The sequence below is a fragment of the Picosynechococcus sp. NKBG15041c genome, assembly GCF_055380235.1.
Genome location: NZ_AP040363.1, coordinates 1,298,959 through 1,322,897 on the forward strand (window position 1 = coordinate 1,298,959; position 23,939 = coordinate 1,322,897).

Sequence of the window (23,939 nt, forward strand, 5' to 3'; positions counted from 1 at the left end):
TTTAACGATAACCTGCCCAGGGGCTCACCTCAATTACACCGCCGGGCTGGACAACCACAGTGACTTGGGTTAGGGGCACTGTCGGCACAACAGTTTCTCCAGGAATAATCCCTGCTGCGGCTGGCTCGAGCAGATCTAGCAAGGGGGTCTGGGCAAGGGCAGCCCGGGCTGCATCGTTGTCGGCAATTACCAGGGCGATCGCCCCCGTATCTGTCACGCCAAGGGTATATGGCAATGCTTGGGAAATCTCCAGGGGATTAGCATCAAATTCAGCGGCGACTGTATCTTTGACCGATTGGATTAATTGTCGGAGGGCCGCTCCCGTCACTTCTCCCGCATCAAAGTTTAAGTCGCCAGAACTACCAAAGCCTTCCCAAGGGCTGATTTCCAAGACATTGCCCGCAAAATCAACTCGAAATTGGGCGGCGGCGGTTTGCTCTGTGGCGATCGCTGCTATTTCTGGCTCATAATCTAGGGCCCCCAATGCCGCCAGGCTCGCCCCATCGCTAGGCTCTGCTGTTCCTAGGGGCTGAAAACCGAGTAACTGACCAGCCGTGGTCAAAGCCAGTCGGTAGGATACCGTATTCCCCGAACGGCGCTCTGTCCAGGCCTCATCAAGGCTACTGTAAAGATAAGCCTGCATAAATCGCAGGGTGCTATCTGTATCAACAGAGGCAACGCTTTCTTCCAGGGCGACAAAGTTTTCTTCGGTCCATTGGGCCGTTTCTGGGAGACTGGCCTCGGCTAACTGCTCGGTTTCTGTACCAAAATCTGCTTGATCACTGCCGTTGCGCACCGCTTCTGGCACAGGGACAAAGAAGAGGGCAAAGGCAGTCAAAGCCAGACTACTCACCCCAATCAAAGGCGGCACAGCTCGGTCAGCAAAGGATTCTTCCGGCACACAGTGGCGACGACTCAGGGGCGTCAGGGGAAGAACAAAATCTGGGAGAGTTAGGCCATCTGCTAAAAATTGATCGATCGCCTCTGTCAAGTCAAATAGCTCGGCGGTATTCAGCTCAATGGTCTCTTCACCATTACCGTCGGGCGATCGCCAGTGAAGACGATGGGTTTGCTTGGTGGTGATCGGCTCTAGGCGCACCTGATCATCAGGGTTAAGCACCTCTGTGGGGTGATGTAAACCACTCAAAAGCCCCTGGGCATATTCACTCACAGCCCGGACGAGGTGATCAAAAAAGATTTTGCCGCCGCTGAGCATTTTTTGGGAAGTGGTAAACCGACATTCCACGTTGGAAAGAATTGTGAGGGTTTCAATCAGTTTGCCACTACCATCATCAAATCCTTCGAGGATGAGGGTGCAACTGGGGAGGCTATATTGACGACGAATGTTCATAAGTGACTAGTTAGCTGACTTCTCCATCAAAGAGACTGACCCAAAGCCGTTGGGTACCGACGGTTCCCGTACAAAAAAGGAGTTTTTCGAGGAGATCGAGGGCCAGCTCGTTTAAGTCCTGTTTTGATTGGTTATAAAGCATCACGCGGACGCGACGGGGGTTCATCCGGCTGCGAAAATGGGCCCGGAATCGTTCGAGATATTCCGAAAGGCGAAAATGACTATCTAAAGGTAAATTCCGCTCCCGGAGGTGCTGGGCAACGGGGAGCAGTTGCCGGAGTAGGGCCATTAAATTCTTGGCGCGATCGCCAATAATCAGCACCAGAGCTTTTGCCTCTGTAGGGGTGAGGTGACCATGGGTGTGGGAGCGCCGCCAAGGATTTGTACGTCGCAGTCGCCAGAGCACCACCCGGTTGGGGATAATGCTGGCCAATTCTAGCTTGTGGGCCGAACGGAGCATTAGTTCTGAGCCGCCTAATTCGAGGGCTTCGAGGGCCAAAAGAAGTAAGTCAATTTGTTGCTGCGCCCGCCGGGGAAAAGCTCTGCCCTCTGGTAAAAGATCGGGCAAATTTTGCAACAGGTATGACTGCCCTGGGGAGACCGAGGTTGAATTAGGGTTGGGCATTATGCTCACAGAATCATTCATACGTTCAGAAAAAACAAGCTTAGGTCGCGGTGATTCATGACAAAAAATAATCGCCACACTGGGAAAGCTTCAAACCAGATCATAAGCGATGATTCGTTGCTCCACACTAGGGCAATTCTTTTCCTCACTCAGTTTACCCCACAGGCTGCTTGTCCTAAGGGTGAGGAAGGGGCGATCGCCCGTTAAATTTCCGGTAAGTCACTACTGATCAAAACAAAGGGTTGCACAATTAAAGTCGGAAATTTTTGGGTCTTTGTAGCTCGGTTCCAACGTTCTAATTCTTCTTTAGTCGGCTTGCGCACGAGACCGCCATTCATCCACTTGCTAACGAGGGGGGCATTATCTAGGGCGATCGCCTCACCCACCTGGAGCAAATCAAGGGAAGGATGCACCACAATCAAAGCATCCCGGGCTGCATGGGGGGCCAGGTCTTGCCATTCGCTATCGCCAAAACCATCCTGGAGCTGTTTGCCTAAATCTGACATGGAGTAAAGCAGGGAGTAAACACAATTGTTAAGGTGTACTGGATTTTGGGGGTTTTGACAATTGTCAGGGAGTGCTGCAAAAAAGTTTTGGCAGAGGAGTTGACGCTACAAAAAAGTTAATGTTATATTTCTAAAGGCTTAAACGCAATGGGGTGTCGCCAAGCGGTAAGGCATCGGATTTTGGTTCCGACATTCCCAGGTTCGAATCCTGGCACCCCAGTCCTAAAAAAAGCATCAGCAACATTGAGGCCATAGCATCCAGCTGAGCCGGGGTTTCACCCACTCTAAGGCTCGCTGACAGAGAGATTGCGAAATTCTTTCTTGGCAGCAATCATATAGGTTTTTCCTAGGGCAGTATCAAAGGCTTTTTCGGCGGCTTGCACTGCTTCGGGAGAAATGGTTTTGCGCAGGCTTTGGCTCGACCAAGAGACCACCACCGTCAGTTGATCGGGATTTTCAGGATCTTGCCAAATTTCTTTGCGCACAAAGGCAGGCGATCGCCGATCAATCGGGTTCCAGATTTCTAGTTCCTTTTCAATAAATTTCGCCTGCTCTGCTTGGGGTACAGCAAAGGTGAGCCATTCCACCACAGGCCCATCCGTGGGCGCTTCGGCAAAGCTTGGGTTTTGACCAAGGCTGATCATTAAGATCATTGTCAAGGCGATCGCCTGCAACCATTTCCCCATAAATCTCACCTGGTTTTAAGGATGTGTCCCGTTATTTTACTCCTCTGCGAGAATCCGAATTCGGACACTATGTTCCCCAGCATCGTCCAAATCTACTTCCAATACTTCCCCACTCAGCACTTCTAATGTCCCTAACATCGACCGTAGATAGGGGTTACTGGCTCCGGTATCGACATAGAGGCGATCGGCCAGTTTTCCCAAGCGTTTCCAGGTGGTAAAGAGCTTGACAATGCATTGCTCCATCTGGGTCGCTTGTTTCACCAAATCGGCGGCAGTCCCCAGACAATCGAGGCGGAGGGCTTCTTCGAGGGCCATTTCCAAGTCGATATTTGCCTTGCGGAGGGTCTGCACTTGGGAGGCGGCATCGAGATATTTCGCTAAGCTTTTTGCCTCGCTGGTCATTGCCTTGATCGTGTCAGTGTTCGGCGCTTCGCGGATTTCTTCTTGAATTGCTGTGAGGTGAGTTTCAGGTAATTTTTCTAGCTCTTTCACCAGGGGTGACAGAAAACGACTGGGAAGAGTGCCACTGGCGGCTTGCTCTTTGACTTCGTCGGGCAACAGATCAGAGCTCATGCTTGTCCATTCGTCAGCCAGTTGTTTTACTTCTCGCTTCGTGATGCGATCGCCCTTTTGGGCCGCCTCTGTGACGAGTTTTTGCACTTCGGGGGCAGATTTGGCTGTCTCGATAAAGGCATTTTTACTAAAGTTATTGATACTGCTTGGATCCAGCTGTCCTTCAGCCAGGAGAGTATCGGCACTGTTGGCTAGTTCAATCAGCCCATAGGCTTGACCTTTAGTGATTTCCCGTTGCTTGAGCCAATTCAAAAAACCTGTACCACGGCCATCCCCTCCCCGTTTTTCCCGGTCGCGTACAGCGCGCATGATTCGCCCCCGCCAAATATCCGTCTGGAGATCAAAGCGATCGCAAATTTGCCAAACCCGCTCGATCTGGGTTTCAAATTCTGCATCATGGAGCTGGTCATCTTCCGGATCCGGGAGCTCCAGGCTGAAGTCCACATCGGTGGTTAAAGCAGCGGCAAGGTCAGCGGTAGAAATATCGGTTAGGTTGGTCATAGGGCGATCGCGCGCAGTGTTTGGGGGCAAGGTTATCGGTAAGCCCAATGATTTTAGAAGGAATTTCCCACCAGAGCAATGGACGCAAATTTCTGTGTCAGGTTAGTGCCAGAAGATTTTCACCTAATTTAGCGTCGCCATTCTCCAGGCCATAGTGAGCGAGAAAATACGTTAATCTAGTTCCAGAAAAAGAGCCAAAACCTGCCCTCAATTGCCCATTGGTAGCCCGCAAAAAGTTCTATGAGTCAATCCGTGTTTACCCCCAACTCTATCCTGTCTCCCACAGCCCAAGTAACCCCCCAGACACGACCAGGCTGGCAAGATTTTTTCCAGGAAACGATCGCCCTCACCCAACGGCTGGTCATTCAACTGCAACGGCGGCCAACGACCCTCGTGGCAGGGATTATTCAACCCTTTATGTGGCTGATTTTGTTCGGGGCTCTTTTCTACAAAGCGCCCCAGGGACTCTTTGGCAATGAAATTAACTATGCCCAGTTCCTCGCGCCGGGGATTATCGTATTTACGGCTTTTTCTGGGGCTTTAAATGCGGGTTTACCCGTAATGTTTGACCGGGAATTTGGGTTTCTCAATCGGCTATTGGTGGCGCCCCTGGCGACACGTTACTCTATTGTGGCGGCTTCGACGGTTTACATCATGGGGTTAACACTCATCCAAACGGCGGTGATTGTGGGGGCCAGTGCTTTTCTTGGGGCAGGTTTGCCGAGTGTGGCGGGTCTGGGGGCGATCGCCTTGGTGGTCTTCCTCATCGTGCTGGCGGTGACAGCTTTAAGTTTGGGATTAGCTTTTGCCCTGCCGGGTCATATTGAATTGATCGCCGTGATTTTCGTGGTGAATTTACCGCTGCTGTTTGCGAGTACGGCCCTGGCACCGTTAGATTTTATGGCGAACTGGCTGCAGATTATCGCCAGCTTAAACCCGCTGACCTACGCGATCGAGCCAATTCGTTATCTCTATATGCACAGTGATTGGACGTTTCAGAGTATTGTTTTTACGGCTCCCTGGGGGAATTTAAACTTTGTGGCAGTGCTCGGCCTTTTGAGCGGTTTCGGGGCGATCGCCTTGGCCGCAATCCAACCACTCCTGAAGCGGCGCTTAGGTTGATGATGGCGAGTAGCCAGGAACCTCCCAAGCATAAATAAAAGTAACTATTTTGTTGAATTGATCAGCCAAGGAAAAGCTTAATGGGCCAACCCTTGGTTTTTTCTTGTCTGTCTAAATTTTTTCAAAAGTAAATAATCACGTCATCAAGGCCAAACCCGCCGTAAATCTTGCTTTTCATGAATGAATTCGCCCCACATTAGTGGCTTGATCTAGGCGATCGCATAGGATAGGATTTAGCTTTTGCAGAACGTCCCTAGGCTTTTGGGGATTAACGGCATTTTCAATCACGGTCTAAGCAAAGGACAAATACACCATGGAAGACAAACATATGCTCATGATTCCCGGCCCAACCCCTGTGCCGGAACAGGTTCTGCTGGCCATGGCCAAGCATCCCATCGGTCACCGGAGTGGTCAATTTAGTGAAATCATGGCCGAAGTCACCGCGCAATTAAAATGGCTCTTCCAAACGAAAAACGATGTGTATTGCCTCGCCGCCAGTGGCACTGGGGCCATGGAAGCCGGGTTGATCAATTTCATCAATGCCGGGGATAAAGTGCTTGTCGGCGATAACGGTAAATTTGGTGAACGTTGGGCGATCGTCTGCGAAACTTACGGCATGGATGTTGAACGGGTTAAAGCCCCCTGGGGAGAAGCCCTCGATCCGGAAGCTTTTCGCGCCAAGCTCGAAGCTGACACCGCAAAGGAAATCAAAGCCGTTGTCGTCACCCACTCGGAAACCTCCACGGGCGTCCTCAATGACCTCGAAACCATTAGTCGCTATGTCAATGCCCATGGCGCGTTGATGATTGTTGATGCAGTCACCAGCCTAGGGGCCTGCAATGTGCCCACCGACGCATGGGGCTTGGATGTGGTTGCCTCCGGTTCCCAAAAAGGCTTTATGATTCCGCCAGGCCTAGGTTTTGTCTCCGTTAGTGATAAGGCTTGGGCGGCCTACGAAAATGCAAAAATTCCTCGCTTCTACTTCGATCTCAAGGCTGCGAAAAAGAATTTAGCGAAAAACACCACGCCTTTTACACCGCCTGTGAATTTGATCTTTGCGCTCCAGGCAGCCCTGGGAATGATGCAACGGGAAGGTCTGGAAAATGTTTTCGCTCGCCACCAACGTCTCACGGAGGCCACCCGGGCTGCTGTTAAAGCTCTGGGTCTGAAAACCTTTGCCCCCGATAGTCATGCCAGCACCGCTGTCACGGCGGTAGATCCGGCACCCATTGGGGCAGAAGATATCCGCAAGGCGATGCGCACCAACTTTGATATTGCCCTCGCCGGTGGTCAGGACGATTACAAAGGAAAAATTTTCCGCATCGGTCACCTGGGCTTTGTCCATGACCGAGATGTGATCACGGCGATCGCCGCCCTCGAAGCAACCCTCCAAGGATTAGGGCAAGGTGGTTTCACCCCTGGTGCTGGGGTCCAGGCCGCAGCTGCCGTGTTCCAGAAAGGATAAATTCACAGCTTGTAATTTTCTTTGTTCGAAAATCAATGTTTCTGTTGCCCCTGTCTCGACGAGATGGGGGCATTTTTTTAGGTGGGTTTTCACTTGGAATCACAGGAGAATGCTTTTCATGAACAAATCCTACGAAGTGATCAGGGAAAGAGGTGAAATTTCTAAAATTGCGGTGACTGCCTCATTTGATCAGGACCTTGAACTCTATGCACCCGCCGACCCTCCCGCTCCATACTCAATTACTGCAGATGGCCTCTGGTTATTGGCTTTCTCAATGTTTATATGCGGCGGCAAAATTAGCGATCGCCGACCATCTGCGGACTGGAGAAAAACACTGCGATGACTTAGCACGACTGACGGAAACCGACGTCACAGCTCTGTACCGCGTTTTACGAGCCTTGGCCAGTGTAGGGGTATTCCAAGAAACTAGTGCTGCAACCTTTACCCTGACACCTTTAGCCGAATTTCTCCGGAGTGATCACCCCCGGTCGATGCGGGGGACGGTGGTGATGTTAGGAGAACCCCAACATTACGAAGCCTGGAGTGATATTCTTCACAGCGTTAGAACGGGCGAATCGGCCTTTGAGCATCGTTATGGCCAGGGAATTTTTGAGTATTTCGGCAGTCACCCAGAGGCCGCAGCTATTTTTGAGGAGGCGATGAATAGTTTTTCCAAAAATGAGGAGCCAGAAATTTTAACTCACTATGATTTTTCGTCTTTTACGACCATTGTGGATGTGGGCGGCGGCTATGGGGAGTTACTCGGCAGTATTTTGGCGAAATATCCGACCTTAAAGGGCATTCTTTTTGATGAGGACTATGTGGTCGATCATGCAGCGCCCACATTGATGCGCCACGGCGTTGGCGATCGCTGTCAACGGATTGGTGGTAGTTTCTTTGAAACAATCCCGGCTGGGGGCGATGCGTATCTACTCAAGCACATCATCCACGATTGGGGCGATGAGCAGGCGATCGCCATTTTAAAAAATTGTCGGGCGGTGTTGCCAGATAACGGCAAAATCCTGGTGTGCGAAATGGTTGTTCCAGAGGGCAATGAACCCAGTGGCGCAAAAATGCTCGATATCAATATGCTGGTGATGTGTCCTGGTGGTAAGGAACGAACAGCCGCAGAATTTGAAACTTTGCTAGCGGCGGCAGGATTACAGCTAACGCGCATCGTTAGAACCGCCGAAGAAATTTGCGTGATTGAAGCCTGTAAAGCGTAAGGAAAAATTCCAGAAATTTTAGGATTTTTCCAGGTAAATAATACTTTCAAGAAAAAATCTCCTCGACTGAGGAGATTTTTTTAAGATTGCAACAATTTGCGTCGTATTGCTTTAGATTTTGACCAGACTACACCAGATTAATGTCGGGATAGTAGGTCAAAATATCGTCGGTGCTAAGGGTGTCGCCAATGGCCTGGGGCGTCCATAAAATTTCGAGGGCCAACAGGCGATCGCCTCCGAGGGCACCAATTTGGCGGATTGCTTGTTCGAGGGATTGGGAGTCGGTCACTTTGGGTAGATCCACTTTCCCCATGGCCCCAGCGATGATCGTCACCATGATGTATTCGTTGGGCGTTTCTGCGCTTTTCGCCAGATCCGCACTGGTATTATTGCCGGCAGCATTGCGCTCGTTATCTACATTACTGAGGGTTTCGGCAGTAAATTTACTCCGTTCACTAAGGGCCAACTGGTTAAACTTCGCTTCAGCAGCGTCAACGCCCGTTGTGAGAGATTCACTAGCTCCATAAACCCAATATTCTGGGTGACGTAGCAATGCCAGGGTAGATTCTTGCAACACTTTCGAGCGGCCGGCAGCAGTGCCCGTATCAGCGCTGCTGGCGAGACGATTTAAATCCTGTTGCAGATCCCGCGCTTGGGCCAACAGACCCACCTGCACCTTCGCAACAGCAATTTTGTTACTGGGGGCAGAGTAACCGAGGCTATCTCCTTCGTTGTTTCCCCCAGCCATCACGTTCTGGAAAGTACGGACGAGAAATCCGGCGATCGCCAACATGATGAAGAGGCCAAAAACGCCGCTAAAGCCACCAAAACCAAAGAAAGGCAGCAGGAAGGGGAAGCCAAAGCCGCCACCAAACCCGTAACCATAGCCACCGCCAACGGGGGCAGAACGGGTCGGGGCGGGGGAGAAACTACGACTGGGGGCGCTGCGGAAAGATCCCCCCCCAATGCGTCCACCACTGCGGGCAGCCCAGGCGTTATCTGCCGGGGTGAAAATTAGGGTAAAGGCCAAGACCATGGCGATCGCCCCATAGAAAAACCGTTTAATCATGGTTGCGTTTTAAATGTGCTGCATAAATATCCTTAAACTTCATTCTACCAATCCCAAGAATTCCAGGCATTGGCGGTTTCTCCCCTAGTCGAACCAGCCGATTTCTTCATCGGGGATGCTGGAGGGGGGTTGGGCTGGAAATTGCAGATTTGCTTGATAGCTGCTAATGCGGGCAAGGACAAGGGCGCGATCTTCTTCCACCGTGCGTTCAGCGGCTTGTTCCGCTTCGACTCGTTGCGCTTCGAGGTTCTGGATTTGTCCGTATAGCTTTTCTACTAAACCCCGTTGCTCTCCCAACTCTGTTTCTAACTTAGCCTTCTCACTAGAATCTGTTTGGAGAGTTTGAATGGTTTTTTCGGCTGAGGCGATCGCCTGTTGTTGAGCAGCAATTTTCTCTTCGAGAATCTTTACCTGCTGAGCAAGGGTCTCCTTTTCTGTCAAAAGCCCCCGATCGACGCTGTTTTCTGGAACTGCCGCTTCCTGCTGTGCGTACAAAGTTTCAATGTGGGCCAGCAGTTGTGCCTTAGTCATGCGGGCCAAATTGGGGGCAGGCTTTGGGGCAGCCTGTACTTGGGTTTGGGGCACAGGTGCTTTTTCCTGCTGCACCTCTTGCCGTAACAAATCCGATAAATTCCGCTTGCTGCTAGCCATAACCATTAAATCCAATCTCGTTGCAATTCATCCGCGACACGGCGATAGTCCGTTTCTGCGTCTTTAGCCTTTTTACCACGCATTTGTGTCATCGGTAGACCTTCAAGGACCGCCTGTTCGTGGGCTTTATAGCTGCGCACAAAAGCATGACACACCGGAATCCCGAGTTCAATCAGGGTATTTTGGGCATCAATACTTTCCCGGAGACTGCGGCTATCGACTTTTGTCAGCAAAACGCGGTGGGTCACGGACACGGGTTTGATGGCCGTCTGCACTGTTTCGATTAAGGCACTGAGATCCATTGGGGCGGGTGGTGTTGGCAAAATTACATAATCAGCCATCTGGAGCACTGTAATCAGAGCCTGCGATCGCAAAGCCGGGGGGGTATCCACCACGATTAGGTCATAACCTTGAATCTGGCGCAGGTTCTGGAGGGAGTCGGGACGAGCATCTTTGCTGACTTTCAACTGCCATTCTGTGGGGTTGCGATCAATCCACCAGGAAGCTGAACCCTGGGGATCGCTGTCTACCAAGAGAACCCGCTGTTTCTCTGCAAAAATGGCAGCAAGGTTGACGGCGGTCGTTGTTTTGCCAACGCCCCCTTTGCCATTTACAACCGCTAAAATCCGCTGGGATGCCACGATAGATTTGTTTTTTGCTGAATTAGCCTTGATTTATGGTGAGTCATTATAGCGGCTCTGTCCCCACTCCCCAGTAAATGCAACGTTTCTTGAGGGAAAAGCGATGATCAAAAAGGCGATCGCTCTTCCCAATATGTTCTGGTGGTCGGAGAAAGTTTTAGATCAGCGCTGAGCAAATCCAGGCCATCAATCACGTCAGGCCAAAAGTCTCGCCCTATCTGAAGACTTTCAAAACATTGCTGGCGATAATCAGGGTGTGCTTGAAAGAATTGAATCGCATCACCTAGGGGACGAATAACTTCATAGGCATTTTCTGCCTTGGCGATCGCCCTTTGAGACAGTTCCGTATGTAACCGTAAAACAGCCAAATCGATCAAATCACGGGATTCAACACTCCTGTCCAAATAGCGATCAGCATTTGCCAACAATTTACTGGTTAAACAATCATTTAAACTGAGGCAGGGGACAGGCGACCAAGAAGGGAAACGAGGCTCATCCAGTTCGAAGCGGACTTCAGCAATAATTTCTAACTTAATTGGCACTTGATTGATCTCTACTAACAATCGCACACCATATTGATCAGTAGTTGCTCGTCTAATTGTCAATGGAGAATTTTCATTTAAAAATAAACCTTTGTTACCTACTTGATACAAGTGGGTACGCAGTTTTTTGTAGCCCTGGGAAGGAACAGAACAAATAAAATCTATATCTTTGCTCCAGCGATATTCCCCCATGTCCAGAGCTGGAAGACTGCCACCTCCAAAGTAAGCTTGACAATCAATTAAAAGTTTTGAATCCAGAGATTGTAGAACTTCTAAGATAGAGTTGTGATGGTCAAGTTTAAACATCACAATTGAGTTTGAAGCCAGGAATGATAACGTCTTGCCAGTTTTTTTACGAACTTCAATTCTTCTCCCTGGGGAGGAGTATAAATATTCTTATAGCGCCAACCCCGTTCGTAACGAGATAGCATTTGTTCTGGCGTGAATTTGTAGACATTGTGAGTTTGCCAGCAAATAGACTCCAGAAACGGTAAACGTTCAGGGTGAATTTGTTCTACTGTCTCTGTTTGAATCATTTCACTGCAAAATATTGAAGTAGGTAGGAGGACTCTACCTAAAATTTTAACTTAACCTCACAGGCCTTTCTCTGCAATTTTATGGATGTAATTCTCTGTCACCAAACCGTTGATTTTGATGCCCTGGGGGCAGCGATCGCCCTCGCCTCTCTGCGGGTAGGTTCACGGGTAGTCTTGACGGGGGGAGCCCATCCAGGGGTAAAACGCTTTCTGGCGTTGTACCGGGGAGAATTTCCGTTTATCGAAATGCGCTCAGTCCACCCAGAGCAGTTGCGGACAATTATGGTGGTGGACAATCAGCAGCGGCAACGGTTGGGGAAGGCCCAGGAATGGCTAGATGGGCCCCAGGTGCAACAGATAGAAATTTATGACCACCATGTGGATCAGGAGCGGGATATTCCAGCCACCTATGTGGAGATCGAGCCAGTGGGGGCAACAACGACGATCATTGCGGAAAAATTACAGGCAAGAGGTATAGAACTCGATCCTTACACGGCGACGGTGATGGCCTTAGGAATCCATGTGGATACGGGGTCGCTAACGTTTGATCAAACGACGGTGCGAGATGCCCAGGCGTTGACCTGGCTGATGGGCCAGGGGGCCATGGTAAAAATTATCGCCGAGTACGCCGAACCAGGATTTTCGCCCCAGGTACAACATCTGTTTTCGGAGGCGATCGCCCACCTGAAACAAGAAAATATCCAGGGTCACTTGGTGGCGCGGGTACTGCTAAAGTCCCCTGATTTTGTGCCGGGGCTGTCGAATTTGGTGGAGCAAATGATGCAGATGACTGACCTGGATGCCCTCCTCGTTGGCCATTTTTATCACCAGACAGATACCGAGGGGAAGTTGGTGATCATCGGGCGATCGCACATCACTGGCACCAATCTCAATCGACTGTTTGCGCCCTATGGTGGTGGCGGCCATGACCAAGCGGCGTCCATGAGCTTGCGCAGCAATGAACCAGAAATGATGCTGCAAAATATTTATAACGAGTTTGTGAGGCAAGTGCCCGCTGCTCTGACAGCCAGGGATTTGATGACGGCCCCCGTGCGGACAATTTTGCCCCAAACTTCTATTGAGGAAGCCCAGCGAGTCTTGTTTCGCTATGGCCACTCGGGGTTAGCGGTGGTGGATGAAACGCAAAAATTGGTGGGAGTGATCTCCCGGCGAGATTTAGATCTGGCGATTCACCATGGGTTTCGCCATGCCCCCGTCAAGGGCTACATGAGCCGGGAGGTGTGCACCATTGGCCCCGAAACGACAATGCGTGAAATTGAATCGATTATGGTCACCGACGATGTGGGGCGGTTGCCCGTGATCGAAGGGGAACAATTGGTGGGCATTGTTACCCGGACAGACATTTTGCGGCAACATCACCAAGAGCAGCATCTGGCCCTCCTCCCCCCGGCAAAAGATGAAAATGATCGTTATCCCCTGCGACATCTGTTTGCGGAACGCCTCGCCCCTGCTCTCTGGGAACTGTTACAAGGAGTGGCAGCAGAAGCAGAAAAACGGGGTTGGCATTTATATCTTGTTGGCGGCGCAGTGCGGGATGTGCTGTTGGCAAATTCTGAGGAGGAATTATTGTTACAGGATATTGATCTGGTGGTGGATGGGTTCCATGCGGCGGCAGATGTGGGGGCCGGGGTCACCCTGGCGAATTTTATTTGCGATCGCCAAGCCAATGCACGCCTATCCGTCCATGGGGAATTTCAAACAGCGGCGATCCTGTGGCACAAAGATCCAGTGCTGGGCTCCCTGTGGATGGACATTGCCACGGCTCGCACGGAGTTTTATCCTTATCCGGCGGCGAATCCAGAGGTGGAAGCCAGTTCGATTCGGCAGGATTTATATCGGCGCGACTTTACGATCAATGCCCTCTGTTTGCGCTTGACGGAACCCCGGTCGGGGGAATTATTAGACTTTTTCGGCGGCCTCTGGGATCTTAAAAAACGGCAAATTCGGGTGCTCCACGCCAACAGTTTCATTGAAGACCCGACGCGCATCTATCGGGCGGTGCGGTTTGCCGTGCGGCTCAATTTTTGGTTGGAAGTGCAAACCGAAGAATATATCCGCTATGCGATCGCCTCTGGTATCTACGATAAACTGCACCACGAAAAACCCCAGGCACCAGCCCTAACGACGCGTTTACGGGCGGAATTAAAATATCTGTTGACGGCGAAATATTGGAAGCCCGCCTTGCAATTATTGGATGATTTGGGCGCGTTGAAATGTATCCATAAAAATCTGGCCCTTGCCCCGACTGTGTGGTGGCAGATTCGCTGTGTCGACCGTTGGTTGCGCTACCACGACCCGGACCATGGGCTAGAACATTGGCGAATCCGCCTTGAGGCGCTGTTAATGAATTTGACAACGGCAGAACGTTTACAAGTGGGCGATCGCCTGCAATTGCCCAAAGACAGTTTGCAGCGGCTAGAAAATATCTCTCACCATGAAACGGAGATTTTGCCAAAGTTAGCCCAAGCAGAAAAACTCAGTGAAAAAGTCTTCGCCCTGAAGAATCTGACTTTACCTGAAATAATGTTGCTTGCGGCCATGGGGCCGAAAAACATACGCCATGATCTGTGGCAGTATCTGCGGCACTGGCAGTTTATCAAAGCGCCCCTCGATGGCTCCGACCTGAAGGAATTAGGCTATAAACCAGGCCCACAATTTCGGGATATCTTGTCTGATCTTCTGAAACAAACCATTGATCAAACCATTGGTGATCGCCCCGCTGCCCTGGCTTATCTAGCAGAAAATTATCCACCCCGCTAAGCCACTATTCCTCTTGGAGGATGGCCTTGGGTTGGTCTGCCGCCAACAGAGAAGCCGACAGTAAAATCACCACACTGGGCGTTTCATTTTTTCCGAAATGCACCATATCTGGGTGTTCTGTCACCGCATCCCCAGGGGCTAAAACTGTGGTTTCCCCAGCAGTCCATTCTTCACGAGTCCCATCCGCGCGGGTAATAAGTGCAACCCCCTCGATCACCGAATAGGTCAGAAAGCCAAATTCAACCCGAGCAATTTGCAAACCTGGGTGGGTATGCACCGGCAATGTACTAAAAGGCGGAATCTCGTAACGCACCAATTCTAGAATCTGCCCCGGTGCTTGATCCGGTAGACCATCGGCCAGCACTGTCCGCGTTACGGTTTGAGAGTATTGGTTCGCCGATTCTAATTCCGCCAGGGCCACCAAAGGCGCAGAGAACCAGCCACAAAACATCAGGGAAGGTAGTAGATAACGCAGCTTCATTACAAATTTCCAAAACATTTTCAAATCTTTGCCACGGACAGCCAAGGAAGCCGCCTAACTCCCTGGGTCATTGGAGACAAAAGAGTAGTCAAATCTCAACCCAGCCCGAGCCCTGCAGATTTGGCAGGAGTATAGCCCAAAGAAACTTGATATAGTGACATCGAGTCAAGAAAGTTCACCAAAAAATAAGCGTTATTGCCATGGCGATCGCCCCCAGTCTTTCTTTTAGATTAGGCTAGAGCTATCGGTGAAGATAGATAGCAATGACCCTAACGTCAAATTCATTGTCGTTATCACCACAATCAGTTGTAGACTCTTTTTCTAAGGGGTCTTTTTATAATTTTGCATTTACTATGGATAATAAAATTGCCATTTTTCATCCCACTGGAATTTTTGATAATATCAAATACCTCGAATTTCGGGATGATTTAATCAAAAGCGTGACTGAAGAAAAGAAAGAAATTGCGCTCTTAGATTTTACTGGGATCACATTTATGGATAGCGCCGGCTTAGGTTCTCTGGTATTGCTATTAAAAGCAGTGCGGTCCCATGGCGCGAAAATGGTATTGTGCCATGTTAATGAGCAAGTACAAATGCTCTTTGAACTAACTAATATGGATAAAGTTTTTGAAATTTTTCCGACCCAGGCCGATTTTTTCGCCCATCGAGGGGCTAAATCTTAAGTTCTTTTGGGGACATGGTCCAATGGAGTCGATAATAGCGCTTGATTGTGTGCTCTAGCGAAAGATTGTAAAACTGAAGGTAATCTTCTGTTAGTGCCGTTTCTAAATCCCCATGACTTTTTCTTCGGTTGTTCGTTTCCTGAGTCGTTCTGTTTTGATGGCAGAGTTTCAACAAAAACTCTGTACGAAAGGGGAACTCCACCTCAGCGGCATCCCAAGACTCCCCAAAGGATTGATCGCCTCAGGTCTGGCGCAACTGCAGGAAAAAAATCTCCTGGTGGTTTGCGCCACCCTAGAGGAAGCGGGACGATGGGCTGCCCAACTAGAGGCGATGGGCTGGGGGCAGGTGCTGTTTTATCCCACCTCGGAAGCATCCCCCTATGAGGCATTTGACCCGGAGTCGGAAATGATCTGGGGCCAAATGCAGACCCTCGGGGCGATCGCCCAAACCACAGTTACAAGTAAGGGGATGGCGATCGTTGCCACGGAACGGGCGCTTCAACCCCATCTACCGCCCCAGGCAGTTTTTCAGGATTTTTGTTTGTCCCTCACCCCAGGGCAAGAAATTGACAGTCAGGCGATCGCCGACCAATTAACCCGTTTGGGTTATGAACGGGTGAGCCTGGTGGAAGTAGAAGGCCAGTGGACCAGGCGGGGGGATATTGTCGATGTGTTCCCGGTGTCTGGGGAGTTACCTGTACGCCTCGATTTCTTTGGGGATGAGCTCGAAAGCATCCGGGAGTTTGACCCCACTAGCCAGCGTTCCCTCGATAAGCTGGAGCAGTTATTTCTCACACCCACTACTTGGGGGCCGCTCATTGGTCAAAATATCGCTGATCCCCAAGCCCTTTCCCTAACGCCCGAGGAAATAGAACAATGGACAGCCGGCCTCTATCCAGAAGGAATGCAGCGCTTTTTGGGGGTTGCCTTTGGGGAGCAGGTGGCCTCGATTTTAGATTATCTGCCCGAAAATACCCTTGTGGCCGTGGATGAACTGGCCCAATGTTTGGCCCATGGCGATCGCACCTATGAAACCCACGAAGGCCAGTGGCAATTGCGCCATGGGGAATGTGCCCTACCAAAAATTCACCGCACCGCCCAGGACAATTTTGATCGCCTCGGCCAACGTTACCCCAAGTTTTACCTAACGGAGCTGGATGAAGCCGGGGAAAACAGCCTCAACCTTTCCAGTCGCCCGGTGCCGATTACCCCCCACCAATTTGGCAAACTAGCTGAAATTTTGCGGGGGAAGCGGGAAATTTATAGCACCATCACCCTTGATCGCTATAGCACTTGGCTCGTGTCTGCCCAGCCGTCCCGCTCCGTGGCCCTGCTCCAGGAACATGACTGCGCCGCCCAGTTTATCCCTAATCCCAGGGACTATCCCGCCATCGAAAAGCACCAGATCCAGGGGACGGCGATCGCCCTCAAATACAAAGGCCAGGCAGAACTAGAAGGGTTTATCTTGCCCACGTTCCGGTTAGCTGTGGTCACGGACCGGGAATTTTATGGCCAACATGCCCTCACCAGCTTTGGGTACATCCGCAAACGCCGCCGGGCTGCCTCAAAAGCGGTTGATGTAAATAAACTCAACCCCGGTGACTACATTGTGCACAAAAGCCATGGCATTGGTCGTTTTATCAAAATCGAAACCCTCCAAAGCCGGGAATACCTTGTCCTGAAATATGAAGACGGGACGCTGCGGATTCCGGCTGATTCCCTTGATACCCTTTCCCGATACCGCCACACGGCGAAAGGACGCCCTGAACTCCACAAAATGGGTGGGAAAACCTGGGAAAAAACGAAGGAAAAAGTCCGTAAGTCTGTTAAAAAGCTGGCGGTGGACCTACTTAAAATCTATGCCCAACGGACGGAAATTAAGGGCATTGCCTATCCCACTGATACCCCCTGGCAGCAAGAGATGGAGGATTCTTTCCCCTACCAGGCCACCCCAGACCAACTGAAGGCGGTACAGGACATTAAGCGAGATCTCGAAGGTGATCGCCCGATGGATCGGCTGGTTTGTGGCGATGTGGGCTTCGGAAAAACGGAGGTGGCGATCCGGGCCATTTTTAAGGTGGTCACTAGTGGCCATAAACAAGTGGCCCTGCTTGCGCCAACGACGATTCTTACCCAACAGCATTACCACACCCTCAAGGAACGCTTTGCCCCCTACCCGATTAACATTGGCCTCCTCAACCGGTTTCGCACCGCCTCTGAACGCAAGGACATTTTAGAGCGGCTCAAAAATGGCGAACTAGATATTGTTATTGGGACACAGCAGATCTTGGGTCAGGAGGTGGTCTTCAAAGATCTGGGAATGCTGGTGGTGGACGAAGAACAGCGCTTTGGAGTGAACCAAAAGGAAAAAATCAAGGCGATGAAAACCAAGGTGGATGTGCTCACCCTCTCCGCCACGCCGATCCCGAGAACCCTTTATATGTCTTTGTCAGGAATTCGGGAGATGAGCTTAATCACGACGCCTCCCCCCTCCCGTCGCCCAATCCAAACCCATGTGTCCCGTTATAACCCGGAAATCGTCCGCACGGCGATTCGCAATGAATTAGACCGGGGCGGCCAAATTTTCTACGTGGTGCCTCGGGTGGAAGGGATTGAAGAGATTGCCGCCCAGTTGCAGGCGATGATTCCCACAGCGCGGGTGGCGATCGCCCACGGTCAGATGGACGAGGCAGAATTGGAAACGACGATGCTCACCTTTAACAATGGCGAGGCGGATATTCTCCTCTGCACCACAATCGTGGAATCGGGCCTTGATATCCCCCGGGTGAACACGATTATCGTCGAAGATGCCCAACGTTTTGGCCTGTCCCAGCTCTACCAACTGCGGGGCCGGGTGGGGCGTTCGGGGATCCAAGCCCACGCTTGGCTCCTCTATCCCAGTAAAGGGGAGCTGACCGAAAAAGCGCGGAAACGGCTACGGGCGCTACAGGAATTTAGTCAACTCGGTTCCGGTTACCAACTGGCAATGCGAGACATGGAAATCCGGGGTGTGGGGAATCTGTTGGGGGCAGAACAGTCGGGGCAAATGGAGGCGATCGGCTTTGAGCTGTATATGGAAATGCTCCAGGAGTGCATCAATGAAATTCGCGGTGAAGAAATTCCCCAGGTGGATGATTGCCAAATTGACCTCAAATTGACGGCCTTTATCCCCGCCAACTACATCCCCGACCCTGACCAGAAGCTTGCTGCCTACCGTTTAATTACCCGGGCCAATTCCAGGCCGGAACTGGTCCAAATTGCAGCCGATTGGGGCGATCGCTATGGTCAATTGCCCCCCTCAGTGGAGCAACTGCTGCAGGTGATTGAACTCAAAGCGATCGCCAAATCCCTTGGTTTTTCTCGGATTAAACCCGAAGGCAAGCAAAATATTGCCCTAGAAACCCCCATGGAAGAACCCGCCTGGAAACGCCTAGAAGAAAAGTTGCCCACCCATCTTCATTCCCGCTTTGTCTACACGCCCAAAAAAGTTACGGTGCGGGGCCTGGGGGCGATTAAACCCCAGCAACAACTGGATAGTTTGATTGAATGGCTCGGGTGGATGCAGGGGGTTTTGGAGGAGGCAAAGGTTTAGAAATGCAACTGCCTGGGGCAAAATTGTAGGTAAATCTTGAAAGTCACGGCGAGGGCAAATGGTGTTTAAGAATCTAGTTAATTACGGCAAAATTTTCGTACTGATGATCTTGATGGTGTTGGGTTTGACCCAGGGGGCGATCGCCTTGCCAGTTCCCGCGCAACAGCCCCTCCAGGAAATCCAAGTACATCTGGGGAATGCCAAAGGGGAACTAAAGTTCGAGCCGGACCACCTCGAGTTCACCGCTGGCCAGCGTTACAAACTGCTGCTCGATAACCCCAGTAACCAAAAGCACTATTTCACCGCCAAGGATTTCGCCGATACGATCTGGAGCCAAAAAGTTGAGGCAGGCAAGGTGGAGATCAAGGGGGCGATCCATGAACTAGAACTCAAACCCGGGGCGATCGCTGAATGGGTGTTTATCCCCCAAAAGACCGGTGAATTTGAACTCCACTGTTCCGTACCAGGCCATGCCGCCGCTGGCATGGTAGGCACAATCAACGTTCTGGCTAATCCCCTCCCCTAAGAAAAAACTCCCTCCGTGTCTTGAGGGAGTCTGCAGCAAAACTGAGAGATAGATTGTTCTCGCCGCTTGGCAAACAGTTGCAAAAATAAAATTTAGACTGCTTCGAGGTCTTTTTCACCAGTCCGGATCCGCACAATTTGATCCACCGGAGAGATAAAGATTTTCCCGTCACCGATTTCCCCAGTCCGGGCCGCCGCAACAATCTTGTCCACTACTGCATCCACTTGATCATCATCGATGACGATTTCGATCTTGAGCTTCTGTAAGAATTCAACGGTGTATTCAGAACCGCGATATCTTTCCGTTTGGCCTTTTTGGCGACCGAAACCGCGAACCTCAGATACAGTCATGCCGACGATGCCAGCGTTGACTAGGGCAATTTTGACTTCGTCGAGTTTGAAGGGACGAATAATGGCTTCTACTTTTTTCATTGAAGTGATGACTCCTCTTAGATAGTCTGAAAATATCGAAAAATAATGACTTTAGTGCGTGAGCTACCTTGTTTTAGCATCACAGGTAAAAAGATATCGTTAGATTCAAGACAATTGTACAGGCTAAATTTTGCTGTCTTCGGCTTTTGGGGCATTCCTTAACCATCTTTGGACAATTTCGGGCAGTTCACAACGCTGTTGTTTCTTCGGTTCGATCGCCACATGGCGGGTGAGGGCGATCGCCAGAGGTTTTGTTTGCTCGGGGTCTGGTTCAGCGTGAAAAATTTGGTAACGAATTTGAAATTGACTCGGCTTTTCTAAACTGGGCTGTAAAGAAATTTTTAGGCGATCGCCCCAGCGGATGGGTTGAAAAAAATCGATTTCCCCATGGACAATGGGAAGCACCACTTGTTGGGCTTGCAGTAAACTAGACCAATCTAGGCCCACCGCCGTCAGACAAGTTTCATAGGCTTCGTGGCAAATATGAAGCAGTTGCGTAAAGTAGACCACCCCCGCCGCATCGGTGTCTGCCAGGTGAATGGTCCGCTGGTAAAGGTAGGCCATAAACTTCGATTCGTAAATTCCTGTGGGAAAATAAAGGCGTTGTGCCAAACCAGTGACGATGTCCACCACCGGCCCCTACCAAAGTAAACTCTTTAACTTCCTCAATCGTCAATCGATTCAGTGGGGCAACCGACTCACCCAGGCCGCCCGCCGTCTAAAAATCACGGTGGAATGGGGTGCCCAAATTTCCCTCTATCCGCTGTATATGCTGGTACAAACCAGTCGCGTGGCAGTGCGACAAATCGCTGCGGTTCAAACAGGACGTCAACGTCAGCGCGCCCTCGCCGCAGACTCACAACCGACAGTCCTCGATCCAGTGGCTACAACCCTCAGCAGCACCACCGAAGATGTTGCTGTAACCCAATCCCTCCAAGGTTTAGCCTGCGATCTGGAAACCCAGGATATTTTATTTGTTGACCCAGAAAACCACACCATTGCACCTTCCCAATCCCAGACGGAACTGAAACAGCAAATTAGCTTTCAGCTCGGCAGTATCAATTACCAAAAACGGCAGCAGGAATTAGCCCGCCATAGCTCAAATCCGCGCGTTTTGCCGCCGATCTATGGCCACCAACCCCGCCTCTTGCCCCCGGTGCGCTGGTTGCTCCGGGGTTTAAGCTGGCTGGAACAGAGCCCGGTGGCGATCGCCATTGATCTCTTTGGAGAATCCCACTGGCACACCGCCGTCATTCCACCGGAAATTTATGCGCCTCAATTGCTGCCCCCATTGCCCCTAGAGCCTGTCCTCAAACCCATCGACCAGCGCCTGGCTCAGTTCGAGCAGCAATGGCTTACCCCCGTTGAACCGGCGGAAAATTTATCATTTCTGCAACGGTTTGTGCGCCGATTTTTGCTCCCAAAAGATCGCACCACCGCCCTTACCAAAACCCAAGCTCCGGAACCAGCCCCCACCCCTTGGCTCACCTGGGCTGATTTATTTCGCGAAAAAAGTGCAGCGCCCCCCGCTAACCAAACGAACAATCCGGAAACTACTATTTCTCAGGCAGTTTTAACGGATTTGGTCGCCCAGATAGGCCAGGATAATCAGCCAGTGACTTTGGTGAAAACCCCCCATGACTCGTCCCAGGCGATCGCCCCCCACGCCCCCCAAACCAAAACCCTGACCCGCCGGGAATCATCTCCCTCAGAAAAGGGCATCGAAGCAAAACCAGAATGGATTGAAACCAAAGCCCTCAGCATTGGCTATGAACAGCATTTTTTAGAACGGCTTCTCAAGGCAGTGGATCACCTATTGGCCTGGCTTGAAAACACAGCGACAAAGGTACTACAACGCTTGGGTAGATTTGGAAAATAGCATTGCGGCCATTTTGACGGCCCTAGAAAAACGCTAAAATTGGGTGAACCCAAGGAATTCAGTTCAATAACCATGGTGGCGATCGCCTTTTCTGGGAAAACAGTCAAAAGTTTGGGCCTCGGGGCAATGATTCTTGCTTGCGGGGCTGTGGTCGTCTCTCTGCAACAGTTGCGGCTTACGGGTTTAAAGCAGGGCACAGACCTCACCCCAGAACTGGTCGAGCGCCAAGTCCAAGCAGAAGCCGCTAGCCTCGCCTTATGGCAGCAACTGCCCGCCTACGGCTATGACAACCTTTTCGCAAACTGGGTCTTTTTGCGCTTTTTGCAATATTTCGGCGATGATGAAGCGCGAAATTTGGGGAACTATCGCCTGAGTGCTGATTTTTTTGAGGTGATCGTTGAGCGCGATCCCTGGTTTGTGGAAGGTTACTATTATCTGTCTGGGAGTAGCTCTCTCTATGGGGGGACACCAGACCGGACAGTGGATATTCTTAACCGGGGCCTCGCCCAGATGACCCCGACGACGCCACCTAAGGGCTTTTTTCTCTGGCGGATGAAGGCGATCGATGAGCATCTTTTTTTAGGGGATGTACCCGCTGCGATTCAATCCCATAAAACTGCGGCGGAATGGGCTTCTTATTACGATGATCCCGAAAGTCAAAGCGCCAAGGAACGTTCTGAACAAACAGCTGCCTTTTTGGAACGAGATCCCCGCAGTGTGATGGCCCGGATCACCGCTTGGTCTGGGATTCTCGGTCAGGCGCGGGATGTAGAAACCCAACGGCGGGCGATCGCCGAACTCGAAGCCCTGGGAGTGATCATCGAAGTGGATGCAACGGGGCGGCCCAGCTTTACGATTCCCCCAGAAATTTTAGAGGCAGAACGGGAAGCCCTCCAGATTCAGCCAGATTAACCGTAGGCAAAGGAGGCCTGAAAATTTTCAATCAAATCCTGAATTTGTGCGGGGGTATGGGTGGCCATCACAGAAACTCGGATCCGACTGGTGGGGACGGTGGGAGGCCGGATCGCTGGGGCAAAAAAACCAGATTGTAAAAGGCGATCGCCCATTGCTAGGGCCTGCTGGGGACTCTCTAAACCAAAGCAGAGAATCGCGGATTCAGAGGGCACTAATTCATAGTTGCCGAGGGCGGTTTTTAGCTGGCGAATGTTCTCCCAAAGTTGCCGCCGCCGTTGGGGTTCCGTTCGGACAATCTCGATCGCCTTTAGGGCCGCTGCCGTGTCGGCGGGCGAAAGTCCCGTGGTGTAAATCCAAGTAGCAGCGCGATTTCGTAAAAAATCAATCATGGCTTGGGAGCCGGCCACATAGCCCCCTAAACTGCCCAGGGCTTTGCTGAGGGTGCCCACCTGGATCATCTCGCTTTGGGTACAGCCAAAATGGTCTGCCACCCCCGCGCCCCGCTCTCCTAAAACGCCTGTGCCATGGGCCTCATCGATCAGGAGCATCGCCGAAAATTCCTGGGCCAAGGCTTGTAATTCTGGCAGGGGGCAGAGGTCGCCATCCATACTAAAGACGCTATCGGCGGTGATCAGACAGCGGCGGTACTGCCCCCGATGTTGGGTTAAAAGGGTGCGCAGGTCTGATAAATCATTGTGCTGATATTCAAAAATCGTTGCTTCACTGAGTTTGGCACCATTTTTGAGGCTGGAATGGTTGTATTGGTCGCCGAAAATCACGTCTCGCTTGCCCACCACCGCCGCGATCGCCCCCAGGTTCGCCAGGTAACCGGAGCTAAACACCAGAGCGTCTTCTGTTTGTTTCAGTTGGGCGATCGCCTTTTCTAAATCCCGATGCAGTGGGCGGTGGCCGCTGGTTAACCGGGAGCCGGTGCTACCTGTACCATAGGCTTTTGTGGCGGCAATGGCGGCTTCTGCTAGGCGGGGATCACTGGCGAGACCTAGGTAATCATTGCTCGCAAAATTCACTACCGACTGGCCGTTGAGCATCACGGTGGAACCAGATTGACTGGCGAGCGCCCTGGGCTGTCGGTACCAGTTTGCTTTTTTAATCGTTTCGAGGGATTCACCGAGCCAAGTATAGGGAGAATGAAGCAT

Annotated in this window: 24 protein-coding genes and 1 tRNA gene; 11 read left to right on the forward strand and 14 right to left on the reverse strand. The window is 51.2% G+C overall.

Translation table 11 applies throughout. The features are described from left to right. Position 1: 1 nt before the first annotated feature. Positions 2-1,351, reverse strand: coding sequence for a DUF4335 domain-containing protein (locus ACZ45B_RS06340; protein WP_024546275.1), 1,350 nt, complete (start codon positions 1,349-1,351; stop codon positions 2-4). 10 nt (positions 1,352-1,361) lie between these two features. Beyond that, positions 1,362-1,997 carry a DUF3038 domain-containing protein gene (locus tag ACZ45B_RS06345; RefSeq protein ID WP_024546274.1) on the reverse strand — a complete coding sequence of 212 codons (636 nt, stop codon included), beginning with the start codon at positions 1,995-1,997 and terminating at the stop codon, positions 1,362-1,364. A 36-nt stretch (positions 1,998-2,033) separates the two neighbouring features. On the opposite strand from ACZ45B_RS06345, the gene ACZ45B_RS06350 reads away from it, so the two are divergent. After that, positions 2,034-2,183 (forward strand): hypothetical protein, encoded by a 150-nt coding sequence (locus ACZ45B_RS06350; RefSeq protein WP_158505992.1) that lies wholly within the window; start codon positions 2,034-2,036, stop codon positions 2,181-2,183. On the opposite strand, the gene ACZ45B_RS06355 is transcribed toward ACZ45B_RS06350, so the two are convergent. Then, a complete protein-coding gene (locus ACZ45B_RS06355) occupies positions 2,180-2,482 on the reverse strand; it encodes a DUF2288 domain-containing protein (protein ID WP_024546273.1) in 303 nt (100 codons plus the stop codon). The genes ACZ45B_RS06350 and ACZ45B_RS06355 overlap by 4 nt on opposite strands. Positions 2,483-2,630: 148 nt before the next feature. Between ACZ45B_RS06355 and ACZ45B_RS06360 the strand changes: the two genes are divergently transcribed. After that, positions 2,631-2,702, forward strand: a tRNA-Gln gene (locus ACZ45B_RS06360). A gap of 64 nt (positions 2,703-2,766) precedes the next feature. On the opposite strand, the gene ACZ45B_RS06365 is transcribed toward ACZ45B_RS06360, so the two are convergent. Beyond that, positions 2,767-3,168 (reverse strand): TIGR03792 family protein, encoded by a 402-nt coding sequence (locus ACZ45B_RS06365; protein ID WP_038027927.1) that lies wholly within the window; start codon positions 3,166-3,168, stop codon positions 2,767-2,769. 36 nt (positions 3,169-3,204) lie between these two features. Next, positions 3,205-4,242: a hypothetical protein gene (locus tag ACZ45B_RS06370; protein ID WP_024546271.1), complete on the reverse strand. Its 1,038-nt coding sequence runs from the start codon at positions 4,240-4,242 to the stop codon at positions 3,205-3,207. Between the two features lie 240 nt (positions 4,243-4,482). Between ACZ45B_RS06370 and ACZ45B_RS06375 the strand changes: the two genes are divergently transcribed. The 3 genes from ACZ45B_RS06375 (at position 4,483) to ACZ45B_RS06385 (ending at position 8,055) form a co-directional block, all read left to right on the forward strand. After that, entirely contained in the window at positions 4,483-5,364 is an 882-nt protein-coding gene (locus tag ACZ45B_RS06375; RefSeq protein ID WP_024546270.1) for an ABC transporter permease, read from the forward strand. Between the two features lie 313 nt (positions 5,365-5,677). After that, a complete protein-coding gene (locus tag ACZ45B_RS06380) occupies positions 5,678-6,829 on the forward strand; it encodes a pyridoxal-phosphate-dependent aminotransferase family protein (protein ID WP_024546269.1) in 1,152 nt (383 codons plus the stop codon). A 206-nt stretch (positions 6,830-7,035) separates the two neighbouring features. Further along, a complete protein-coding gene (locus ACZ45B_RS06385; RefSeq protein ID WP_024546268.1) occupies positions 7,036-8,055 on the forward strand; it encodes a methyltransferase in 1,020 nt (339 codons plus the stop codon). A gap of 127 nt (positions 8,056-8,182) precedes the next feature. Here ACZ45B_RS06385 and ACZ45B_RS06390 read toward each other — a convergent pair whose 3' ends face one another. From ACZ45B_RS06390 to ACZ45B_RS06410, 5 genes are all read right to left on the reverse strand, one after another. Further along, positions 8,183-9,124 (reverse strand): DUF1517 domain-containing protein, encoded by a 942-nt coding sequence (locus ACZ45B_RS06390; protein WP_024546267.1) that lies wholly within the window; start codon positions 9,122-9,124, stop codon positions 8,183-8,185. An 84-nt stretch (positions 9,125-9,208) separates the two neighbouring features. Then, positions 9,209-9,775, reverse strand: coding sequence for a hypothetical protein (locus ACZ45B_RS06395; protein ID WP_029681871.1), 567 nt, complete (start codon positions 9,773-9,775; stop codon positions 9,209-9,211). 5 nt (positions 9,776-9,780) lie between these two features. Continuing rightward, positions 9,781-10,416, reverse strand: coding sequence for a ParA family protein (locus tag ACZ45B_RS06400; protein ID WP_024546265.1), 636 nt, complete (start codon positions 10,414-10,416; stop codon positions 9,781-9,783). Between the two features lie 107 nt (positions 10,417-10,523). Next, positions 10,524-11,264 (reverse strand): nucleotidyl transferase AbiEii/AbiGii toxin family protein, encoded by a 741-nt coding sequence (locus tag ACZ45B_RS06405; RefSeq protein WP_255326082.1) that lies wholly within the window; start codon positions 11,262-11,264, stop codon positions 10,524-10,526. Beyond that, a complete protein-coding gene (locus ACZ45B_RS06410) occupies positions 11,264-11,494 on the reverse strand; it encodes a hypothetical protein (protein ID WP_024546263.1) in 231 nt (76 codons plus the stop codon). The genes ACZ45B_RS06405 and ACZ45B_RS06410 overlap by 1 nt, the downstream gene beginning before the upstream one ends. Before the next feature lie 81 nt (positions 11,495-11,575). On the opposite strand from ACZ45B_RS06410, the gene ACZ45B_RS06415 reads away from it, so the two are divergent. Continuing rightward, on the forward strand, positions 11,576-14,275 hold the full coding sequence (locus tag ACZ45B_RS06415) for a CBS domain-containing protein (RefSeq protein WP_024546262.1): 2,700 nt from the start codon (positions 11,576-11,578) through the stop codon (positions 14,273-14,275). A gap of 4 nt (positions 14,276-14,279) precedes the next feature. On the opposite strand, the gene ACZ45B_RS06420 is transcribed toward ACZ45B_RS06415, so the two are convergent. Next, complete coding sequence (locus tag ACZ45B_RS06420; RefSeq protein ID WP_029681870.1) at positions 14,280-14,756, reverse strand: cupin domain-containing protein; 477 nt, start codon at positions 14,754-14,756, stop codon at positions 14,280-14,282. A gap of 263 nt (positions 14,757-15,019) precedes the next feature. On the opposite strand from ACZ45B_RS06420, the gene ACZ45B_RS06425 reads away from it, so the two are divergent. The 3 genes from ACZ45B_RS06425 (at position 15,020) to ACZ45B_RS06435 (ending at position 19,557) form a co-directional block, all read left to right on the forward strand. Beyond that, positions 15,020-15,439 (forward strand): STAS domain-containing protein, encoded by a 420-nt coding sequence (locus tag ACZ45B_RS06425; protein WP_464675016.1) that lies wholly within the window; start codon positions 15,020-15,022, stop codon positions 15,437-15,439. 112 nt (positions 15,440-15,551) lie between these two features. Then, the gene (gene mfd, locus ACZ45B_RS06430; protein ID WP_024546259.1) at positions 15,552-19,031 is read left to right on the forward strand and encodes a transcription-repair coupling factor; all 3,480 of its coding nucleotides are present in this window, start codon (positions 15,552-15,554) and stop codon (positions 19,029-19,031) included. A gap of 58 nt (positions 19,032-19,089) precedes the next feature. Further along, positions 19,090-19,557, forward strand: coding sequence for a cupredoxin domain-containing protein (locus ACZ45B_RS06435; RefSeq protein ID WP_024546258.1), 468 nt, complete (start codon positions 19,090-19,092; stop codon positions 19,555-19,557). A 92-nt stretch (positions 19,558-19,649) separates the two neighbouring features. On the opposite strand, the gene ACZ45B_RS06440 is transcribed toward ACZ45B_RS06435, so the two are convergent. Further along, positions 19,650-19,988, reverse strand: a complete 339-nt coding sequence (locus tag ACZ45B_RS06440) for a P-II family nitrogen regulator (protein WP_012306905.1) — start codon at positions 19,986-19,988, stop codon at positions 19,650-19,652. A gap of 123 nt (positions 19,989-20,111) precedes the next feature. Then, the gene (locus ACZ45B_RS06445; RefSeq protein WP_236612478.1) at positions 20,112-20,618 is read right to left on the reverse strand and encodes an acyl-CoA thioesterase; all 507 of its coding nucleotides are present in this window, start codon (positions 20,616-20,618) and stop codon (positions 20,112-20,114) included. Here ACZ45B_RS06445 and ACZ45B_RS06450 point away from each other — a divergent pair. Continuing rightward, positions 20,611-21,867 carry a hypothetical protein gene (locus ACZ45B_RS06450; RefSeq protein ID WP_024546256.1) on the forward strand — a complete coding sequence of 419 codons (1,257 nt, stop codon included), beginning with the start codon at positions 20,611-20,613 and terminating at the stop codon, positions 21,865-21,867. The genes ACZ45B_RS06445 and ACZ45B_RS06450 overlap by 8 nt on opposite strands. A 39-nt stretch (positions 21,868-21,906) precedes the next feature. Continuing rightward, positions 21,907-22,779 (forward strand): hypothetical protein, encoded by an 873-nt coding sequence (locus ACZ45B_RS06455; protein ID WP_236612477.1) that lies wholly within the window; start codon positions 21,907-21,909, stop codon positions 22,777-22,779. On the opposite strand, the gene bioF is transcribed toward ACZ45B_RS06455, so the two are convergent. Beyond that, a complete protein-coding gene (gene bioF, locus ACZ45B_RS06460) occupies positions 22,776-23,939 on the reverse strand; it encodes an 8-amino-7-oxononanoate synthase (protein WP_024546254.1) in 1,164 nt (387 codons plus the stop codon). The two genes, ACZ45B_RS06455 and bioF, sit on opposite strands and share 4 nt — an antisense overlap.